At 60.9% G+C, this 14,588-nt stretch carries 19 protein-coding genes; 14 read left to right on the top strand and 5 right to left on the bottom strand.

Translation table 11 applies throughout. The features are described 5' to 3' along the window. Positions 1–6: 6 nt before the first annotated feature. Genes ACWF8S_RS12510 through astB form a run of 4 tightly spaced genes read left to right on the top strand, consistent with a single transcriptional unit; the run spans position 7 to position 4,942 of the window. Complete coding sequence (locus ACWF8S_RS12510) at positions 7–1,074, top strand: arginine N-succinyltransferase (RefSeq protein WP_447553654.1); 1,068 nt, start codon at positions 7–9, stop codon at positions 1,072–1,074. Beyond that, positions 1,074–2,102, top strand: a complete 1,029-nt coding sequence (astA, locus tag ACWF8S_RS12505; RefSeq protein WP_447553653.1) for an arginine N-succinyltransferase — start codon at positions 1,074–1,076, stop codon at positions 2,100–2,102. Before ACWF8S_RS12510 ends, astA begins: the two co-directional genes overlap by 1 nt. Positions 2,103–2,120: 18 nt before the next feature. Then, positions 2,121–3,593 (top strand): succinylglutamate-semialdehyde dehydrogenase, encoded by a 1,473-nt coding sequence (gene astD / locus ACWF8S_RS12500; protein WP_447553652.1) that lies wholly within the window; start codon positions 2,121–2,123, stop codon positions 3,591–3,593. Next, complete coding sequence (gene astB, locus ACWF8S_RS12495) at positions 3,590–4,942, top strand: N-succinylarginine dihydrolase (protein ID WP_447553650.1); 1,353 nt, start codon at positions 3,590–3,592, stop codon at positions 4,940–4,942. The genes astD and astB overlap by 4 nt, the downstream gene beginning before the upstream one ends. A gap of 4 nt (positions 4,943–4,946) precedes the next feature. Here the strand turns inward: astB and ACWF8S_RS12490 are convergent, their stop codons facing one another. Together ACWF8S_RS12490 and ACWF8S_RS12485 are read right to left on the bottom strand one after the other, a co-directional pair. Next, positions 4,947–5,543 (bottom strand): putative adenosine monophosphate-protein transferase Fic, encoded by a 597-nt coding sequence (locus ACWF8S_RS12490; RefSeq protein WP_447553649.1) that lies wholly within the window; start codon positions 5,541–5,543, stop codon positions 4,947–4,949. Further along, complete coding sequence (locus ACWF8S_RS12485) at positions 5,543–5,707, bottom strand: YhfG family protein (RefSeq protein WP_447553648.1); 165 nt, start codon at positions 5,705–5,707, stop codon at positions 5,543–5,545. The genes ACWF8S_RS12490 and ACWF8S_RS12485 overlap by 1 nt, the downstream gene beginning before the upstream one ends. Before the next feature lie 64 nt (positions 5,708–5,771). Between ACWF8S_RS12485 and ACWF8S_RS12480 the strand changes: the two genes are divergently transcribed. Continuing rightward, positions 5,772–6,197 (top strand): GNAT family N-acetyltransferase, encoded by a 426-nt coding sequence (locus ACWF8S_RS12480; protein ID WP_447553647.1) that lies wholly within the window; start codon positions 5,772–5,774, stop codon positions 6,195–6,197. Between the two features lie 15 nt (positions 6,198–6,212). On the opposite strand, the gene ACWF8S_RS12475 is transcribed toward ACWF8S_RS12480, so the two are convergent. After that, entirely contained in the window at positions 6,213–7,160 is a 948-nt protein-coding gene (locus tag ACWF8S_RS12475) for a DMT family transporter (RefSeq protein ID WP_447553646.1), read from the bottom strand. A gap of 85 nt (positions 7,161–7,245) precedes the next feature. Here ACWF8S_RS12475 and ACWF8S_RS12470 point away from each other — a divergent pair, with 85 nt between their 5' ends. Together ACWF8S_RS12470 and ACWF8S_RS12465 are read left to right on the top strand one after the other, a co-directional pair. After that, the gene (locus ACWF8S_RS12470; RefSeq protein ID WP_447553645.1) at positions 7,246–7,728 is read left to right on the top strand and encodes a MarR family winged helix-turn-helix transcriptional regulator; all 483 of its coding nucleotides are present in this window, start codon (positions 7,246–7,248) and stop codon (positions 7,726–7,728) included. 38 nt (positions 7,729–7,766) lie between these two features. Then, positions 7,767–8,108, top strand: a complete 342-nt coding sequence (locus tag ACWF8S_RS12465) for a GlpM family protein (RefSeq protein WP_447553644.1) — start codon at positions 7,767–7,769, stop codon at positions 8,106–8,108. Positions 8,109–8,119: 11 nt separating this feature from the next. Here the strand turns inward: ACWF8S_RS12465 and ACWF8S_RS12460 are convergent, their stop codons facing one another. Beyond that, the gene (locus ACWF8S_RS12460; protein ID WP_447553643.1) at positions 8,120–9,004 is read right to left on the bottom strand and encodes a LysR family transcriptional regulator; all 885 of its coding nucleotides are present in this window, start codon (positions 9,002–9,004) and stop codon (positions 8,120–8,122) included. A 101-nt stretch (positions 9,005–9,105) separates the two neighbouring features. Here ACWF8S_RS12460 and ACWF8S_RS12455 point away from each other — a divergent pair, with 101 nt between their 5' ends. Both ACWF8S_RS12455 and ACWF8S_RS12450 read left to right on the top strand, forming a co-directional pair. Continuing rightward, positions 9,106–9,858: an NAD(P)H-dependent oxidoreductase gene (locus ACWF8S_RS12455; protein ID WP_447553642.1), complete on the top strand. Its 753-nt coding sequence runs from the start codon at positions 9,106–9,108 to the stop codon at positions 9,856–9,858. Positions 9,859–9,948: 90 nt separating this feature from the next. Continuing rightward, on the top strand, positions 9,949–10,407 hold the full coding sequence (locus ACWF8S_RS12450) for a GNAT family N-acetyltransferase (protein ID WP_447553641.1): 459 nt from the start codon (positions 9,949–9,951) through the stop codon (positions 10,405–10,407). A gap of 52 nt (positions 10,408–10,459) precedes the next feature. Here ACWF8S_RS12450 and ACWF8S_RS12445 read toward each other — a convergent pair whose 3' ends face one another. Next, entirely contained in the window at positions 10,460–10,834 is a 375-nt protein-coding gene (locus tag ACWF8S_RS12445; protein WP_447553640.1) for a winged helix-turn-helix transcriptional regulator, read from the bottom strand. Positions 10,835–10,987: 153 nt separating this feature from the next. Between ACWF8S_RS12445 and ACWF8S_RS12440 the strand changes: the two genes are divergently transcribed. The 5 genes from ACWF8S_RS12440 to ACWF8S_RS12420 all read left to right on the top strand — a co-directional run bounded on the left by ACWF8S_RS12440 (position 10,988) and on the right by ACWF8S_RS12420 (position 14,461). Further along, entirely contained in the window at positions 10,988–11,602 is a 615-nt protein-coding gene (locus ACWF8S_RS12440; RefSeq protein ID WP_447553639.1) for an NAD(P)-dependent oxidoreductase, read from the top strand. A gap of 17 nt (positions 11,603–11,619) precedes the next feature. Then, positions 11,620–12,096: a nuclear transport factor 2 family protein gene (locus ACWF8S_RS12435; RefSeq protein WP_447553638.1), complete on the top strand. Its 477-nt coding sequence runs from the start codon at positions 11,620–11,622 to the stop codon at positions 12,094–12,096. Positions 12,097–12,256: 160 nt separating this feature from the next. Then, on the top strand, positions 12,257–12,985 hold the full coding sequence (locus tag ACWF8S_RS12430) for a DUF1963 domain-containing protein (RefSeq protein WP_447553637.1): 729 nt from the start codon (positions 12,257–12,259) through the stop codon (positions 12,983–12,985). 67 nt (positions 12,986–13,052) lie between these two features. After that, a complete protein-coding gene (locus ACWF8S_RS12425; RefSeq protein ID WP_447553636.1) occupies positions 13,053–13,550 on the top strand; it encodes a GNAT family N-acetyltransferase in 498 nt (165 codons plus the stop codon). Further along, the gene (locus tag ACWF8S_RS12420) at positions 13,547–14,461 is read left to right on the top strand and encodes a LysR family transcriptional regulator (RefSeq protein WP_447553635.1); all 915 of its coding nucleotides are present in this window, start codon (positions 13,547–13,549) and stop codon (positions 14,459–14,461) included. The genes ACWF8S_RS12425 and ACWF8S_RS12420 overlap by 4 nt, the downstream gene beginning before the upstream one ends. Positions 14,462–14,588 lie beyond the last annotated feature (127 nt).

The following is a 14,588-nucleotide window of genomic DNA, read 5'->3' as shown; positions in this document are numbered from 1 at the left end:
GCCCCCATGCTGGTAATTCGCCCGGTCAAGATGGCGGACATCGACGCGTTGGTGAACCTGGCCGAACACGCCACCCCCAGGCTCACCAACCTGCCCGCCAACCGTGAACGCTTGGAGGAGCGCATCGCGCGCTCCCAGGCGGCGTTCAACGGTGATATCGAGTTTCCTGGCAACGAGCACTACACCTTCGTTCTCGTGGATGAAGCCCGTGGCGATGAAGTGCTGGGAACGGCCACCATTCGTGCCCAGGCGGGCGCTCAGGAGGCTTACTATACCTATCGCCAGGAAACCCTGATTCACGCCTCGCAGCAGCTCAACGTACGCCGCGAAGTGCAGACCTTGGCGCTGTCGCACGAGGTGTCGGACGCCACGCTGCTGTGCGCCTACTCGCTGAACCCGCGCTACAAGGGGACCAGTGCCGAAAGTCTGCTGCGCCGTGCCCGGCTGATGTTCATCGCCCAGTATCCCGAGCGCTTTTCGCGCATCCTGGCCGTGGCGTTTCCCGGTTATCTGGATGCTCAGAACGAGTCGCCGTTCTGGGAGAGCGTGGGGCGCCATTTCTTCGCTCGCAGCTTTCACGATATCAACCACATCGCTGGCGTGCGCTCCAAAAGCTTCATTGCCGAGGTCATGCCGCAGTTCCCGCTTTATCTGCCGCTGCTGACGCCCCAGGCGCGGGCGGCCATTGGTCGTGAACATCCGGCCCATGAAGAGGCGCTTCAGGAGATGCTGGCCGAAGGCTTTATACGCTCGCGCCACGTGGATATTTTCGACGCGGGCCCGATCGTGAAGGCCGAGCGCGAACGCCTGGCGACCTTCTGTCGGGCAGCCTGGCACCCGGTGCGCCTGCGCCCGGAAGAGAGCCTGCCCGATGCCGAGCCCGCGTTGATCGCCAACCAGGCGCTGGAAGGTTTTCGCTGCATCGTGGCCCGCTACGCGCTTTCCACCACCGGGCAGTTGATGCTCTCGGAGGCCGATGCCGAGCGCCTGGGCGTTGAAGAGGGCCGCGCCGTGTTTGCCGCGCCGCTTACGCTGCCCGCGGCGGTGGACGGCTTTGATGAAGGAGAAATATGATGCGCATTCGTCCCATTGCCCGTGCTGACGTGGATGGGCTGCTGGCGCTTGCGCAGCAGGCGGGGGTAGGCTTTACCTCGCTGCCCAGTAACCGCGAGTTCCTGGCCGGCAAGATCGAGGCTTCCGCTCGCGCCTTTGAAGAGCGCACCCCGGTCAACCAGCGGCTTTACTTCTTCGTGCTTGAAGACGAGCAAAGCGGCGAACTGGCCGGCTGTTGCGCCATTGAAGGCCAGGTGGGCCACGAAGTGCCTTTCTACAACTACCGGCTGGGCCGGTTGGCGCACTCTTCTGTTCAGCTGGACCTGCACCGCACCATCGATACGCTGTTTCTGAGTTCGGACCATACCGGTGATGCGGAAGTGTGCTCGCTGTTCTTGCGCCCGGAGTACCGCGGCGAGGAGAACCGGCACCTGCGCAACGGCGCGCTGCTTTCCAAGGCGCGCTGGCTGTTCATTGCCCAGTTTCGCGACCGCTTCCCTGAAAAAGTGCTCGCGGAAATGCGCGGCGTGTTCGATGAGAACAACAAGAGCCCGTTCTGGGAAAGTCTGGGCAAGCACTTCTTTCCCATGGATTTCAGTGAGGCGGACCGGCTCACGGGCTTGGGGCAGAAGAGCTTTATCGGCGAGCTGATGCCACGCTTTCCCATCTACACTACCTTCATGGCCGAAGAGGCCCGAGCGTGTATCGGGCAGGTGCATCGTCATACCCGCCCAGCGCTCGAGATGCTCAAGAAAGAGGGGCTGCGCTGGGAAGGCTATATCGACATCTTCGATGGCGGCCCCACGGTAGAAGCCTATATCGATGACGTGCGCGCCGTGCGCAACTCCGCGCTCTACCGCGTTGAAGTCGCGGTCGATGCGCCGGACGAAAGCGTCAGTCGCTGGCTGGCGGCGACCACGGATCTGGCGTCGTTTACCGCCGCCTGGGTGGGTCGTGCGCCTCATGGCGATACCATCGTTTTAAGCAGTGCAGAGGCCGAGCGGCTGGACGTTGCCACCGGCGATTCCCTGCGCCTTCTGGAAACCTGAAACCGTTAGGAGGGCATGATGCACGCCCAACAGCAGCAGCTTGTCAACGGCGCCTGGGTGGATGGCGCTGCCGCGTCGTTTGCCAAGCAAGACCCCATATCCGGCCATTTACTTTGGCAAGGCGCCGGTGCAAGCGATGACCAGGTTGAAGCAGCGGTTGCCGCGGCACGCACGGCTTTTCCCGGCTGGGCAAGAACGCCCTTCAGCGAACGACAGGCCCTGGTGGAACGCTTTGCCGAGGTGCTTAAAGCACGCAGCGAGACGCTTGCCCAGGCCATTGCCTCGGAAACCGGCAAGCCGCTTTGGGAAGCGCGCACCGAAGTGGGCGCCATGGTGGGCAAGGTGGCGCTCTCGATCAAGGCGTACTTCGAGCGCACCGGCGAACGGGAAAAGGACGTAGGCAGCGCCCGCGCCGTGCTGCGCCACCGCCCGCACGGCGTGATGGCGGTGTTTGGCCCCTACAACTTCCCTGGCCACCTGCCCAACGGACACATGGTGCCGGCGCTGCTCGCGGGCAACTGTGTGGTCTTCAAGCCCAGCGACCAGACGCCGCTTACCGCGGATCTGACCCTGCAGTGCTGGCTGGAAGCTGGCCTGCCCGCGGGCGTCATCAATCTTGTGCAGGGGGGTGTGTCGGTGGGGCAGGCACTTTCTGCAAACCCCGGTATCGACGGCCTGCTGTTTACCGGCAGTGCCAAGGTGGGCGGCATGCTGCAACAGCAGTTTGCCGGCCAGCTGGACAAGATTCTGGCACTTGAATTGGGCGGCAACAACCCGCTGGTGGTCAAGGATGTCAGTGATCAGCGCGCAGCCATACTGACCATTCTGCAATCGGCGTTTCTCTCCGGTGGCCAGCGCTGCACCTGTGCCCGACGCCTGATGGTGCCCAAGGGTGAGGCGGGGGACCGGCTGATCGAGGCGTTGAGCGAGGCCATCGCCAAGCTGCACGTGGCGGGCCAGTTCGAGGAAGATCCTGCGCCGTTTTACTCGGGCCTTACCAGCTTGGCCGCAGCGGACGGCCTGCTGAAAGCCCAGGATGATCTGGAAGCCATGGGCGCCACGGTGATCAATCGGATGCAGCGCGTGCAGGAGAACACCAGCCTGTTGAGCCCGGCGCTGATTGATGTCACCGGCCTTGAAGTACCCGACGAGGAGCACTTCGGCCCGCTTTTGAAGATCCATCGCTATAGCGACTGGGACGAGGCAATTACACTCGCCAATGACACCCGGTTTGGTCTCTCCGCCGGATTGATCGGCGGTGAGCAGGCCGACTGGGACGACTTTTTGCTGCGTATCCGCGCGGGGATCGTCAACTGGAACCGTCAGACCACCGGCGCCTCGGGGGATGCCCCCTTCGGCGGCGTGGGCGATAGCGGTAACCACCGCCCAAGCGCCTATTACGCGGCGGATTACTGCGCCTATCCGGTCGCCTCCATGGAAGCCGACACCCTGGAGATGCCCGAAACCCTGCCGCCGGGAGTCAGCCTGTGAATACTCAGCTGGGTGGCCTTCGGGAAGTCAATTTCGACGGTCTGGTCGGCCCGACGCACAACTACGCCGGGTTGGCCGCCGGCAATCTGGCATCACAGCGTCACGAGGGACTGGCTGCCAATCCTAAGGAGGGCGCGCTTCAAGGGCTTTCGAAAATGAAATCCCTGATGGAAGCGGGCTACGCCCAGGGCGTTCTGCCGCCCCAGCAGCGCCCGGATATCGGCGCGCTGCGCGATCTGGGCTTTAGCGGCAGCAATAGTGAGGTGCTTGCCAGTGCTGCGCGCAAGGCACCGCAGCTGCTGCGCGCCGTGTGCTCGGCGTCCAGCATGTGGACCGCCAATGCCGGTACGGTAACCCCCAGCCTGGATGCCCCGGATGGCCGTGTTCACTTCACCCCGGCCAACCTGCAGTCGAGCTTTCACCGCTTTCTCGAACCACAAACTACCGGTCGTGTACTTCAGGCCATTTTTCACAACGAGCAGCACTTCGCCCACCACCCGGCGCTGCCGGCCACACCCGCATTTTCCGACGAGGGCGCGGCCAACCACACGAGATTATGCGGCGAACACGGTGAGCCGGGTGTGCATCTGTTCGTGTATGGCCGCAAGACATTTGGCGGCCAGCATGAGCCCAAGCGTTACCCGGCCCGCCAGACGCTGGAGGCAAGCCAGGCGGTGGCCCGCCAGCATGGGCTCATTGATGCGCAAACCGTGTTCGCCCAGCAGCATCCAGATGCCATCGACGCCGGTGTGTTCCATAACGATGTGATCGCCGTGGGTAACGGCTCTGTGCTGCTCTATCACGAAATGGCCTTTCTGGATGAACAGGCCACGCTCGATGAGCTGCGCGCCAAGATGACCACGCCCTTGATTCCGGTGCGGGTGCCGGTGGAGGCGGTCAGTCTTGAAGATGCCGTCGCCTCGTATCTGTTCAACTCCCAGCTGCTTTCCAACCCGGATGGCAGCATGACGCTGGTAGTGCCCGGCGAGTGTCAGGAGAACGAAGCGGTATGGCGCACGGTTCAGGATTATCTGCTGGCGGGCAACAACCCGATCAGCGAGGTCATGGTCAAGGACGTGAAACAGAGCATGCGCAACGGCGGCGGCCCTGCCTGCCTGCGTCTGCGCGTGGTGCTGACAGAGGCCGAGCGCGCTGCACTCTCAGGCCGCGTACTGCTTGATACTGCGCTGTACGAAGATCTCACCGCCTGGGTCAACCGCCACTACCGCGACCGCCTTGCACCGAATGATCTCGCCGACCCGCAGCTTGCCAACGAGTCGCTCACCGCATTGGATGAGCTTACCCAGCTTTTGAGGATCGGCTCGGTTTACCCGTTTCAATTGGGATAGATGATCACTCAGAAAGAGGTAAGCCGATACAGCGTTCAAAGATGGATGATAGAGGTCGATAGTCGCAGTAATAGCCAGCGATATTCGCCTCTATCCACTCATCGCGCCCAAGGGGATGCCACGAAAGGTGATAGCCACAATTGATGATCAGGTGCTCGAAAAACAGGCGTTGAGCACGGCCGTTTCCTTCACGAAAGGGATGCACGACATTTAGATCGCCATACAGCTCAGCGCAGGCTGCTATGAGATCGGCTCTGCCAAGTTCTATAAGGTAGTTCTGTTCGGCCAGTGTCGCGAAAAGCTTTTCCGCCTCGGGAGCAATGCGGTTGACATTGCAAAACCGCGTATCGTCTTTGGCTATATCAATGGTACGTACCTCGCCCGCCCAGCTATAGAGGTCATTGAACAGCTGGTAGTGGAGATATTTCAGGTACGAAAAATCGTAGGGGGGCGGTGAAAGGTCGATGCTGTCAGCATTGATAAGCGACAGCTCGCGTTCCGCCTCTTCAAGCTCGACAGCATCGAAAATCTCAAGCTTATTGCGCAGAACGCCCGTACCGGTATAGCAATAAGGATCCTGCCCGGTACCGTATTTATCCATCAGCGAGCTTTTTGCTTTGTATATTTCGCCAACACATCGGCTTTTTTAGCTTTAGTTGCTAAAGGGTCGACGGCAATTCCTTCCAACGCCATACTCGCCTGATAGTTGGAGCGCCTTACCTTTGCCTGATAACGGCGTTTTGTTTCCATGGAGACATTGTTCATAAACCACCTTTCACCACTGGCTGTGCTAACTACCAGTATAGCGGATCAAGGAAGAGGCCTCATCATGACGCCACTCATTCAACCAACCAGCGACAGGGCCTTTGCCGAGGGGCTGATTCGCCGGAACATGTCCGGCTACTACGAGCAGTTGGGGTTGTGCTGGGATAGCGCCTTGTTCGAGCGCGAGTGGCGTACTTTCGAGGCTTGTCAGTTGTCCATCGACGCCTGCCCGGTGGGGCTTTTGTGTCTCGATCACGATACGCGGGCCTGCTACATTCGTGAGCTGCAGATCGAGCCTGCTTGGCAGCGTCAGGGCTTCGGGGCTGCGGCCATTCGCTATACCATCGACAGGGCGCGTCAGGCGGATGTTGATACCCTGCGCCTGCGGGTGTTCTGCATCAATCCCGCTATTGCACTTTATGAACGCATGGGCTTTCACGTTCTTGAAACAGAAGGTAATACCCATTATATGGAACGGCGTATTGTCTAGCCCGCAGCACAATTGCTATTGGTCAGGCTGATTGCGGGTAGGCCGCTTCACTTTATCCATATTGAGAAGCGCAATACCGGTGGCAATGAACAGTGCTCCCGGCAACAGTCCTTCAGGGACGCTTTCGCCCTGAATGAAGATGGCCACCGGCACGCCGAACAGCGCCCCCACCGACCCCAAGAGGCTCAACAGTACCGGGCCACCGGTTTTCTGCAGCATGAAGAGCAGCAGAAACTGGCCCGCAAAGACGATGGCCTGAACGCCGATCAGCAGCAACGTTTCGGGCTGGCTGCCTGGCAGGCCAAGCGAAAGGCCCGGCATCAGGCTCACACCCAGTAACAATACGACGGCGGCGACCAGCATGCCCGGCGCCAGTGCCTCGCCGGAAACGCCTTCTGGCCAGCGCAGGGTGCGGTAAAGATTGCCGATGGCAAGCAGTACCGGGCCCAGCAGGGTCAGCAGAATCCAGCGCACGTCGGCATCCGGGGCGGCCATCTTGTGTGCGGCCAGCGTCATCGCACCCGCCAGCGCCGAGGCCACGCCAACGCCGCGCATGACCTGGAAATGCTCCATCTTCAACATCAGCGCGCCGAGATACGTCAGAAGCGGTGGCAGGGTGATGACCAGCGCGACAAAGCCGGCGCCAATGTGCGCGACGGCCGAAAAGAACAGCAGGTTGGAGCCTGCAACCCCCAGCAGTGCCGATACAACGTAGTACTCGAGCGTACGCGCGTTGGCCGGCGGCAGCCGGCCCCGCGCCGCGGCCATCGCCAGCAGAATGAGCGCGGCGCCACACAGCGACCAGAACAGAAAGGCCAGCATCGAAACCGCCATCTCGCCGGCCAGTTTGGCCAGATTCGTCGAAAGACCCAGCAGGGCGCCGCCGGCCAGCAGATAGAAAAGCGCGCTGAATCGTCGGCCCTTTGGAAAAGAGTCTTCGCGCGGTGTCTGTGTGTATTGCATGAGTTCCCTCGCTGATTTACCTCGACATCAAGGTATCAGGGTTTTTAGCTTGACGTCAAGATTAAAACGCAAGAGCATGGCCGTCATGGATCATGTCGATAGAATACTCACCCAGTGGCAGCGGCAGCGCCCGGACCTGAATGTGGCGCCGATGGGTACGCTTGGCCGTCTCAAGCGGTTGAATCATGTGCTCATGCGCGCCATGGAGAAGACCTGGGCGCAATACGGCTTGAATGAGTCGTCCTTCGATGTACTGGCGACGCTTCGCCGGGAAGGACTGCCCTACGCGCTGTCGCCAAGCCACCTGATGGCATCGACCATGGTGACCTCGGGCACCATGACACATCGGCTCCAGCAGCTGGAAAAAGCCGGGTTGGTCGAGCGGGTCAAGAATCCCGCCGATGGCCGCGGATTTCTGATTTCGCTTTCCGACAGGGGCTTTGCACTGATCGACGAGGCCGTTGCCGCCCACACGGCGACCCAGGCCAGGCTGGTTAGTGGCCTGAGCGATGAGCAACGCTCGCAGTTGGACGATCTGCTCAAACGTTTGCTGGCGGGGCTTGAATGAGCAGTAGACTTAACGATATTCAGGAGTAAAAAACGGTAATGGCGCTATTTCTAAAATGCCTGCTCGGGGCGCTGGCGGTGTTAGCGATCGCGCTGCTCTCCAAGACCAGAGGTTTCTTCATTGCGGGACTGGTGCCGCTTTTTCCGACCTTTGCCTTGATTGCTCACTACATCGTGGGCTCCGAGCGAAGCATGGAAGATTTGCGTACCACCGCGCTGTTCGGCCTCTGCTCGCTGATTCCCTACGCGGCGTATCTGCTCGCCATCTACTACTTCAGCTACCGCCTGAATCTGGTGTGGACGTTAACTGCTGCCACGCTGGTCTGGCTGTTGTTTGCCCTCGTTCTGCTGGCAGTCTGGACAAGGTTTTACTCTGCCTGAAAAGGTGGTTTTTACTGGTTCTGGAGCTGGCCGGACACGCCCTCGTTGATAGCGGTCATGAACGCGCGCACTCGGGCCACATGGCGCAGATCCGGATGAGTCAATAGCCAGAGCGGTGTCGTCAGCGCTTCAATCGGCGGGCTTAGTCTCAACAGCATTTCATCTGCATCACCCAGGTAGCAGGGCAGCACGGTGATGCCCGCGCCGTGGCGGGCCGCCAGCTGCATCCCCAGCATGCTGTCCACTCGATAGTTCGCGTTTTTCTCCATCATCCACTTTTCAAGGGCGGCGTCCCCCATGCGAACGTCCGGCCCTATCCAGCTCTCGATAAGCAGGGAGACGGGATCAACGGGCGTGGGCATTGCGTACCAGCGCTGCTTCTGCCCATAAACGGCCAGGGTGATATCGCCGATATGTCGGCCCACGAGGGTCTCGGATGGCTGGCGAGTGGGCCGAATGGCGATATCCGCCTCTCTGCGCGATAAGCTGTGCAACTGATTGGAAATGACCACTTCCAGGGCGATGGCCGGATATTGCTGGCGAAAGGTGGCGAACACAGGGCTCAGCAAGCCAGCGAACAGCGTGTCAGTGGTGGTGACGCGAAGGCTACCCGAGAGCTTCAGATCCTGCCCGATGATACGACGCTCGGCGCTATGAATCTCTTGTTGCACCCGTTCAGCACTCGCCGCCAGCTCTTCTCCCGCAAGAGTCGGGGTATAACCGTGGCGATGGCGTTCAAACAAGGTGACCCCCAGGCGCTTTTCAAGGGCATTGAGCCTGCGAAACACGGTGGCGTGACTGATGCGCAAGTGCCGGCCGGCGCCCGAGAGCGAGCCCGTTTTTGCAATCGCCAGGACCACCTGCAGATCGTCCCACTTCAGTTGCTGTTCATTCATGCAAGCCTGGTTCTCATTTTTGGGGAATTTAGGTGCAAATATGAACAGCGTAACCTGTCAATCGACTCAGTCACAGCGAACAGTGATAGGACGGTTTTCCCATGAATGTATTGATCCTCCTGGCGCATCCCGAACGCCACTCGTTCAACGGCGCGCTTACCGACATCGCCGTTTGCCAGTTGCAAAGCGCCGGCCACAAGGTGGAGGTAGACGACCTGTATGCTGAGCAGTTCGACCCGGTGGAACGCGCGGAACACTACGCCCACCGTGCCGACAAAGGCTGCTTTGCCCCGCTCGATGAGCAGCGCCACCACTACCATGAAAAAGCGCTGCCTGCGGATATCCAGCGCGAACTTGCAAGGCTCGAGTGGGCGGATCTGGTGATCTTCCAGTTCCCGCTATGGTGGCATGCAGAGCCCGCCATCCTGAAAGGCTGGCTCGATCGTGTCTTCGTCTATGGTGGGCGCTACTCGAGCCGTATGCGCTATGACCACGGCTATTTCAGCGGTAAACGTGCGCTGCTTTGCGTGACCGCTGGCTCTCCTGAAAAAGCGTTTCAGCCGTTTGGACGCGCGGGCAACATGGCCGCCTGGCTATGGCCCATGCACTCCTCGCTTTACTACGTGGGGTTCGACGTCCTGGCCCCCCAGGTGAGCTACGGCGTGCAGGGCGGCGGTATCGAGTATCAGAAAGCAGAGGCGCTGCGCGAGCATCTAAACACCTCCAAGCAGCGCTGGGCCGAGCGCTTGCCAGGCCTTGGGGGCGAGCGTTTGATTCCGTTTGCCGGCTGGGCCGACTGGGATGAGGAAGGAATGCTTCACGAGACGGCGCCGCTTCGCTGGCGGTTGGGTTGACGGCTCGGCGTCGCCGCCGAACGTTCTGTCGCGTTGTGGGTATAATCGGTTGCGTTCACTTCGTGACTTTTAAAAAAAGAGTAGCCCCTTATGCCTCTGGATTTTCACTGGGCGCGGTTCGACGCGCTCAGCACCCATGACTTCTACACCATCGCCCGCGCCCGCGAGGCAGTGTTCGTGGTCGAGCAAGCCTGCGCCTATCAGGAAGTCGACGCGTTGGACCCGCTGGCGTGGCATCTGCGCGCCACCGTCGAGGGAGAGCTTGCCGCCTACGTGCGTCTGGTTGGCCCGGGCGATAAATTCGCCGAGCCTTCGATTGGCCGGGTGATGACCGTGATGGCGTATCGCGGGCGCGAATACGGCCGCGCGCTGATGGCGGAGGCGATTCGCTTTACCGAGCAGACGTTTCCAGGCCAGGGGATTCGCATTGGCGCCCAGGTCTATTTGACCGCCTTTTACGAATCGTTCGGCTTTGTGCCGATCGGGGCGCCCTTTGACGAGGACGGCATCATGCACATCGAGATGGTGAAGCCGGCGCGCGATCATTAGGCAGTGACGCTTGTCACGCGCTTTTTCTGGGCCACTTCATCGAGGCAGGCACTCACTGCTGCCGGTAATGCTCGCGGGCTTCACAGATCATCTGGTGATGGGTGTCGGCCCACTCGATGAGCTGGTTCATGGGCGCCAGAAACGAACGGCCCAGCGGGGCAAGCTGGTACTCCACCCGCGGCGGCACTTCAGCGTAGACGGTGCGCTCGATAAACCCGTCGTGCTCCAGGTGCTTGAGCGTCTTGGAAAGCATCTGTTTGGAAATGTCGTCGATTTCACGGCCCAGTTCGTTGAACCGCAGCGTGCGCTCCTGTAACGCTTCGAGTACCAGCAAACTCCACTGATCGCCGATACGGTCCAGCACATCGCGAATGGGGCAGGGCTCGGCGAAGACGTAGCCGGTGGGGGAGGTGTTCGTATCGGGCATGGTGAGTGGCTCCATGGTCTGCTCGCAATGACCTGGTCAGTAAAAAGTGACTTCTTGTGCCTTGATCAGGCGATGGATTATGATCGCTTTACGGTCTTTTTTATAGACCTGGTATGCTGATAAAACCATCGAACACGCGAGTGGAGGTTTCAAATGGCACAGGTAGCCCTTGTTGGCGCATCCGGTAACGCCGGTTCCCGCATCCTGAAAGAACTCGTCGAGCGTGGCCATCAGGTCACGGCGATCGCCCGGCAGCCCGAGAAAATCAGCCCTTTGGCCGGTGTCAAAGCAGTGAAAGGCGATGCGGCTGATCAAGTCGGGCTTGCCGAGGTCTTGAAAAACCATGATGCGGTGGTCAGCGCGGTGCCGTTTTCCACCAGCGATCCAGACAAGCTGATCGGCGCGGTCGAGGATTCCGGCGTCAAGCGTTACCTGGTGGTGGGCGGCGCCGGCAGCCTGCTGGTGGGGCCCAGCCAGCGCGTGATCGACCAGCCCGACTTCCCGGATGACTACAAGCCGGAAGCCTCCAACGGTTCGGTGTTTCTCGAAAAACTCCAGCAAGCGGGAGATCTTGAATGGACCTTCCTGTCGCCCTCGGCAGAATTCGAACCCGGCGAGCGCACCGGCCGCTTCCGCCTGGGCAAGGACGAACTGCTGGTCGACAAAGATGGCAACAGCCGCATCTCGTTTGAAGACTACGCCATCGCGCTGGCCGACGAGCTGGAAAAACCCGAGCATATTCGTCAACGCTTCACCGTTGGCTACTGATAAAAAAGGACATCATCATGTTACTCAAGAAAAGCGTGTTACCCGCCGCGGCGTTGTTGCTATCGACTTCCCTGTTAAGCGGTGCGGCGTTTGCCCAAACCGGTGAGCGCGACCTGGAAGCCGAGGAGGCCAACCGTGAGCTGGTCGTCGAGTTCTACGAGCGCTTCTTCAACGACCACAAAACCGACGAGGCGGCCGAGGTCGTGGCCGATGACTACATCCAGCACAACCCCGGCGTGCCGGATGGCAAGGAGCCCTTCGTCTCCTACTTCTCGGACTTCTTCGAAGAGAACCCGGATTCCCACGCGGATATCACCCGCAGCGCCACCGACGGTGATCTGGTCTGGCTGCACGTACACTCCACCAACGGCGAGGACGACCCGGGCGAAGCCGTGGTCGATATCTTCCGCGTGGAAGACGGCATGATCGTCGAGCATTGGGACGTCATCCAGATCGTGCCGGAAGAGTCCGCCAACGAAAACACCATGTTCTAAGCGAGCGCCAACGCACCGCTTGTTGATGCAAGAGTGTGAAGCCGGGCGACTGCCCGGCTTTTTGCGTTTCAAGGGAGCAAGTCCCGGCCGCTCGGACCGAGTCGCTTATCGCCTGGCGGGTTTTAGGTTAGAGTCGTCCAATCGATATCAGGAGCCGCCCATGCAAGAACGTCTCGACGCTCTGCTCGCCCCGCTGATCAGGGACGTACAGGTACTGACGCCCCAAGCCGACCCGGCCATGGCGGGGCCTACGCTTGCGAGCAAGTTCGGCGGCGTGCCCTACGCCGAGACGGGCACCGAGTGGCCGACGTGTGGTCTCTGCGAGCAGCCGCTTTCGTTCATCCTGCAGATGCGTGATGCGTCGGCGGACGCTCTGTTCGTCTTCTATTACTGCTTTTACTGCCTGCCCTTCGGGGACGACCCGCGCGACCGCGGGCTCTGGCACGCGCAGTGGTTCCAGGCGCCCGCAAGCGACAGGCAGATCCTCCTCGAGCGCCCCTGTGCCGATAATGACGCGACCACGCCGTGTCGGATCACCACGCACTCGGCGCGGGTACTGCCGGACTGGGAGGGGGTCGATACCCACTCACCACAGGCCGAAGCGCTTTGCGGCGAGCTCGACCCGGAAAGCCCTTGGCAGGCGCTGTTTGATGCCACGACGCGGGCGGGCTGTCTCGATGAGCTGAAGAGCTGGCAAGGCGGCTACCCGCACTACCTGCAGGGCGAACACGTGCCAGACTGCCCGCACTGCCAAGCCCCCATGACGTTCCTGGTGCAGATCGACTCCGAGGAGGAGGCGAACCTTGACTGGGGAGCGGTGGGACTTGTTTACCTCTTTTACTGCGAGCGGCACCCGCAAATCTTCGAGTTCGTTCGGCAGAATACGTGAGCCGGGAACGTGTCTTCCACAAGCGACTTTTCACAAACGACTTCCCCCGAGGCAACCAGGACGACCCATGCAGGATATCTCGATCGAGCGGCTGTTCGCCGATAGCGCCCATGTGCCCATCGTCGCCCGGTGGACGTTTGACACCTGGGGGCAGCAACTGCATCCGGAGCGTACGTTTGCCGAGGCGTTGATCGAGACGCGCCTGGAGTGCGGCGAGCGGGGTGTACCGTCGCTGTTCGTGGCACTTGTCGAGGGCGTGGCGGTAGGCACGGCCAGCCTGATTGCCGAGGATATCGCAAACCGGCCCGAGCTTACGCCCTGGCTTGCCTCGGTGTTCGTGTTACCCGAGTGGCGGGGGCAGGGGATTGCCTCCCGGTTGGTTCAACGCGTGGAACAGGAAGCGCGCGAAAGCGGCGTCGAGCGCTTCTATCTCTATACGCCGGATCAACAGGCACTTTACCAACGTCTGGGATGGCAGGAGATCGAGCAAATCACCTACGCCGGGGAGAGGGTAACGATCATGGCGCGCCAGTTAAACGTTGAAAACAGCGAGGAAACGTCATGATCAGCGGCCGCGCGTTGCACTATTTCGATACCGTGGCGCGATGCCGCTCGCTGCGTCAGGCGGCGGCCCGGCTCAATATCGCGCCGACGGCTATCAGCCGCCAGATCGACATGCTGGAGCAGGAACTGGGTGCGCCCCTTTTAGAGCGCGGCCCTGGCGGCATCCAGCTGACCGAGGCAGGCGAGCTGCTCGCCGCCCAGGCCCGGCATACCCTTCGCGATATGGAGCGCGTTCAGGAGCATATCGCCGATTTGCAGGGCCGGCGTACCGGGCGTGTTCGCCTGGTTGTCGCCGAAGGCGTGGTGGCCGGGCTATTGGCGCCTACCCTTGCCGACATGGGGCGGCGCTACCCGGGGCTACGTTTCGATATCGCTATTACCAGCGCCGGGCAGGTCGTCGAGCAGCTTCGTCTGGGTACCGCGGATATCGGACTTTCGTTTTTCACGCCGCGCCACGACGATATCCTCGTTCTGGAAAGCACGCGGCTCGAGCATCACGCCGTCATGGCGGCGGATCACCCTTTGGCAAGCGCTCGTGAAGTGTCGCTCCAGGCGCTGGCCGGACACCGCATCATTTTGCCCGGCGAGACGTTCGGTGCCCGCCAGGCCTTCGAGCGCAGCGCCCACCGGGCGGGCATTCAGCTCTTGCCATCGTTCGATACCGCGTCGCTTGAAACCCAGAAAGCGCTGGCGCTGAACGGGGCGGGCGTGCTGATTCTGCCGCCCATGACGGTGGCCCGCGAGTGCCAGCGCGGTGAACTCGTCAGCGTACCGCTAGGGCCCAACGAGCTGGAGCCTGCCCGTATGGATCTATGCATCTATCGTCACCGCACGCAAAGCGTCGCGGTGGACACCTGCCTCGCCCTTCTAACCGACTCCCTCCAGGCTCTGAACGCTGCATTAGACCAATAGCGCACACAAAAAGTGGACACGCACCTATAAAAATTGAAATATTAGGTGCACTGGCGCGCTGATGTCGTTGGATATCGGCGCTGACCACTTCACTCATATTCGACGCTTACGCAATAGCGCTATCAGG

It is taken from the genome of Vreelandella xerophytica, assembly GCF_968048975.1.
Note: the sequence above shows the minus strand (reverse complement) of the source record. Positions and strands in the feature narration are given on the sequence as shown.

What these genes read in the sequence shown, in the direction of transcription:
- astD (WP_447553652.1), top strand. Translation starts at nt 2,121, where the DNA reads ATGCACGCCCAACAGCAGCAGCTTGTCAACGGCGCCTGGGTGGATGGC.
- ACWF8S_RS12440 (WP_447553639.1), top strand. Translation starts at nt 10,988, where the DNA reads ATGGCACAGGTAGCCCTTGTTGGCGCATCCGGTAACGCCGGTTCCCGC.
- ACWF8S_RS12420 (WP_447553635.1), top strand. Translation starts at nt 13,547, where the DNA reads ATGATCAGCGGCCGCGCGTTGCACTATTTCGATACCGTGGCGCGATGC.
- ACWF8S_RS12445 (WP_447553640.1), bottom strand. Translation starts at nt 10,834, where the DNA reads ATGCCCGATACGAACACCTCCCCCACCGGCTACGTCTTCGCCGAGCCC.
- ACWF8S_RS12435 (WP_447553638.1), top strand. Translation starts at nt 11,620, where the DNA reads ATGTTACTCAAGAAAAGCGTGTTACCCGCCGCGGCGTTGTTGCTATCG.
- ACWF8S_RS12465 (WP_447553644.1), top strand. Translation starts at nt 7,767, where the DNA reads ATGGCGCTATTTCTAAAATGCCTGCTCGGGGCGCTGGCGGTGTTAGCG.
- ACWF8S_RS12450 (WP_447553641.1), top strand. Translation starts at nt 9,949, where the DNA reads ATGCCTCTGGATTTTCACTGGGCGCGGTTCGACGCGCTCAGCACCCAT.
- ACWF8S_RS12425 (WP_447553636.1), top strand. Translation starts at nt 13,053, where the DNA reads ATGCAGGATATCTCGATCGAGCGGCTGTTCGCCGATAGCGCCCATGTG.
- ACWF8S_RS12475 (WP_447553646.1), bottom strand. Translation starts at nt 7,160, where the DNA reads ATGCAATACACACAGACACCGCGCGAAGACTCTTTTCCAAAGGGCCGA.
- astA (WP_447553653.1), top strand. Translation starts at nt 1,074, where the DNA reads ATGCGCATTCGTCCCATTGCCCGTGCTGACGTGGATGGGCTGCTGGCG.
- ACWF8S_RS12470 (WP_447553645.1), top strand. Translation starts at nt 7,246, where the DNA reads ATGGATCATGTCGATAGAATACTCACCCAGTGGCAGCGGCAGCGCCCG.
- ACWF8S_RS12460 (WP_447553643.1), bottom strand. Translation starts at nt 9,004, where the DNA reads ATGAATGAACAGCAACTGAAGTGGGACGATCTGCAGGTGGTCCTGGCG.
- ACWF8S_RS12485 (WP_447553648.1), bottom strand. Translation starts at nt 5,707, where the DNA reads ATGAACAATGTCTCCATGGAAACAAAACGCCGTTATCAGGCAAAGGTA.
- ACWF8S_RS12510 (WP_447553654.1), top strand. Translation starts at nt 7, where the DNA reads ATGCTGGTAATTCGCCCGGTCAAGATGGCGGACATCGACGCGTTGGTG.
- ACWF8S_RS12490 (WP_447553649.1), bottom strand. Translation starts at nt 5,543, where the DNA reads ATGGATAAATACGGTACCGGGCAGGATCCTTATTGCTATACCGGTACG.
- ACWF8S_RS12480 (WP_447553647.1), top strand. Translation starts at nt 5,772, where the DNA reads ATGACGCCACTCATTCAACCAACCAGCGACAGGGCCTTTGCCGAGGGG.
- ACWF8S_RS12455 (WP_447553642.1), top strand. Translation starts at nt 9,106, where the DNA reads ATGAATGTATTGATCCTCCTGGCGCATCCCGAACGCCACTCGTTCAAC.
- ACWF8S_RS12430 (WP_447553637.1), top strand. Translation starts at nt 12,257, where the DNA reads ATGCAAGAACGTCTCGACGCTCTGCTCGCCCCGCTGATCAGGGACGTA.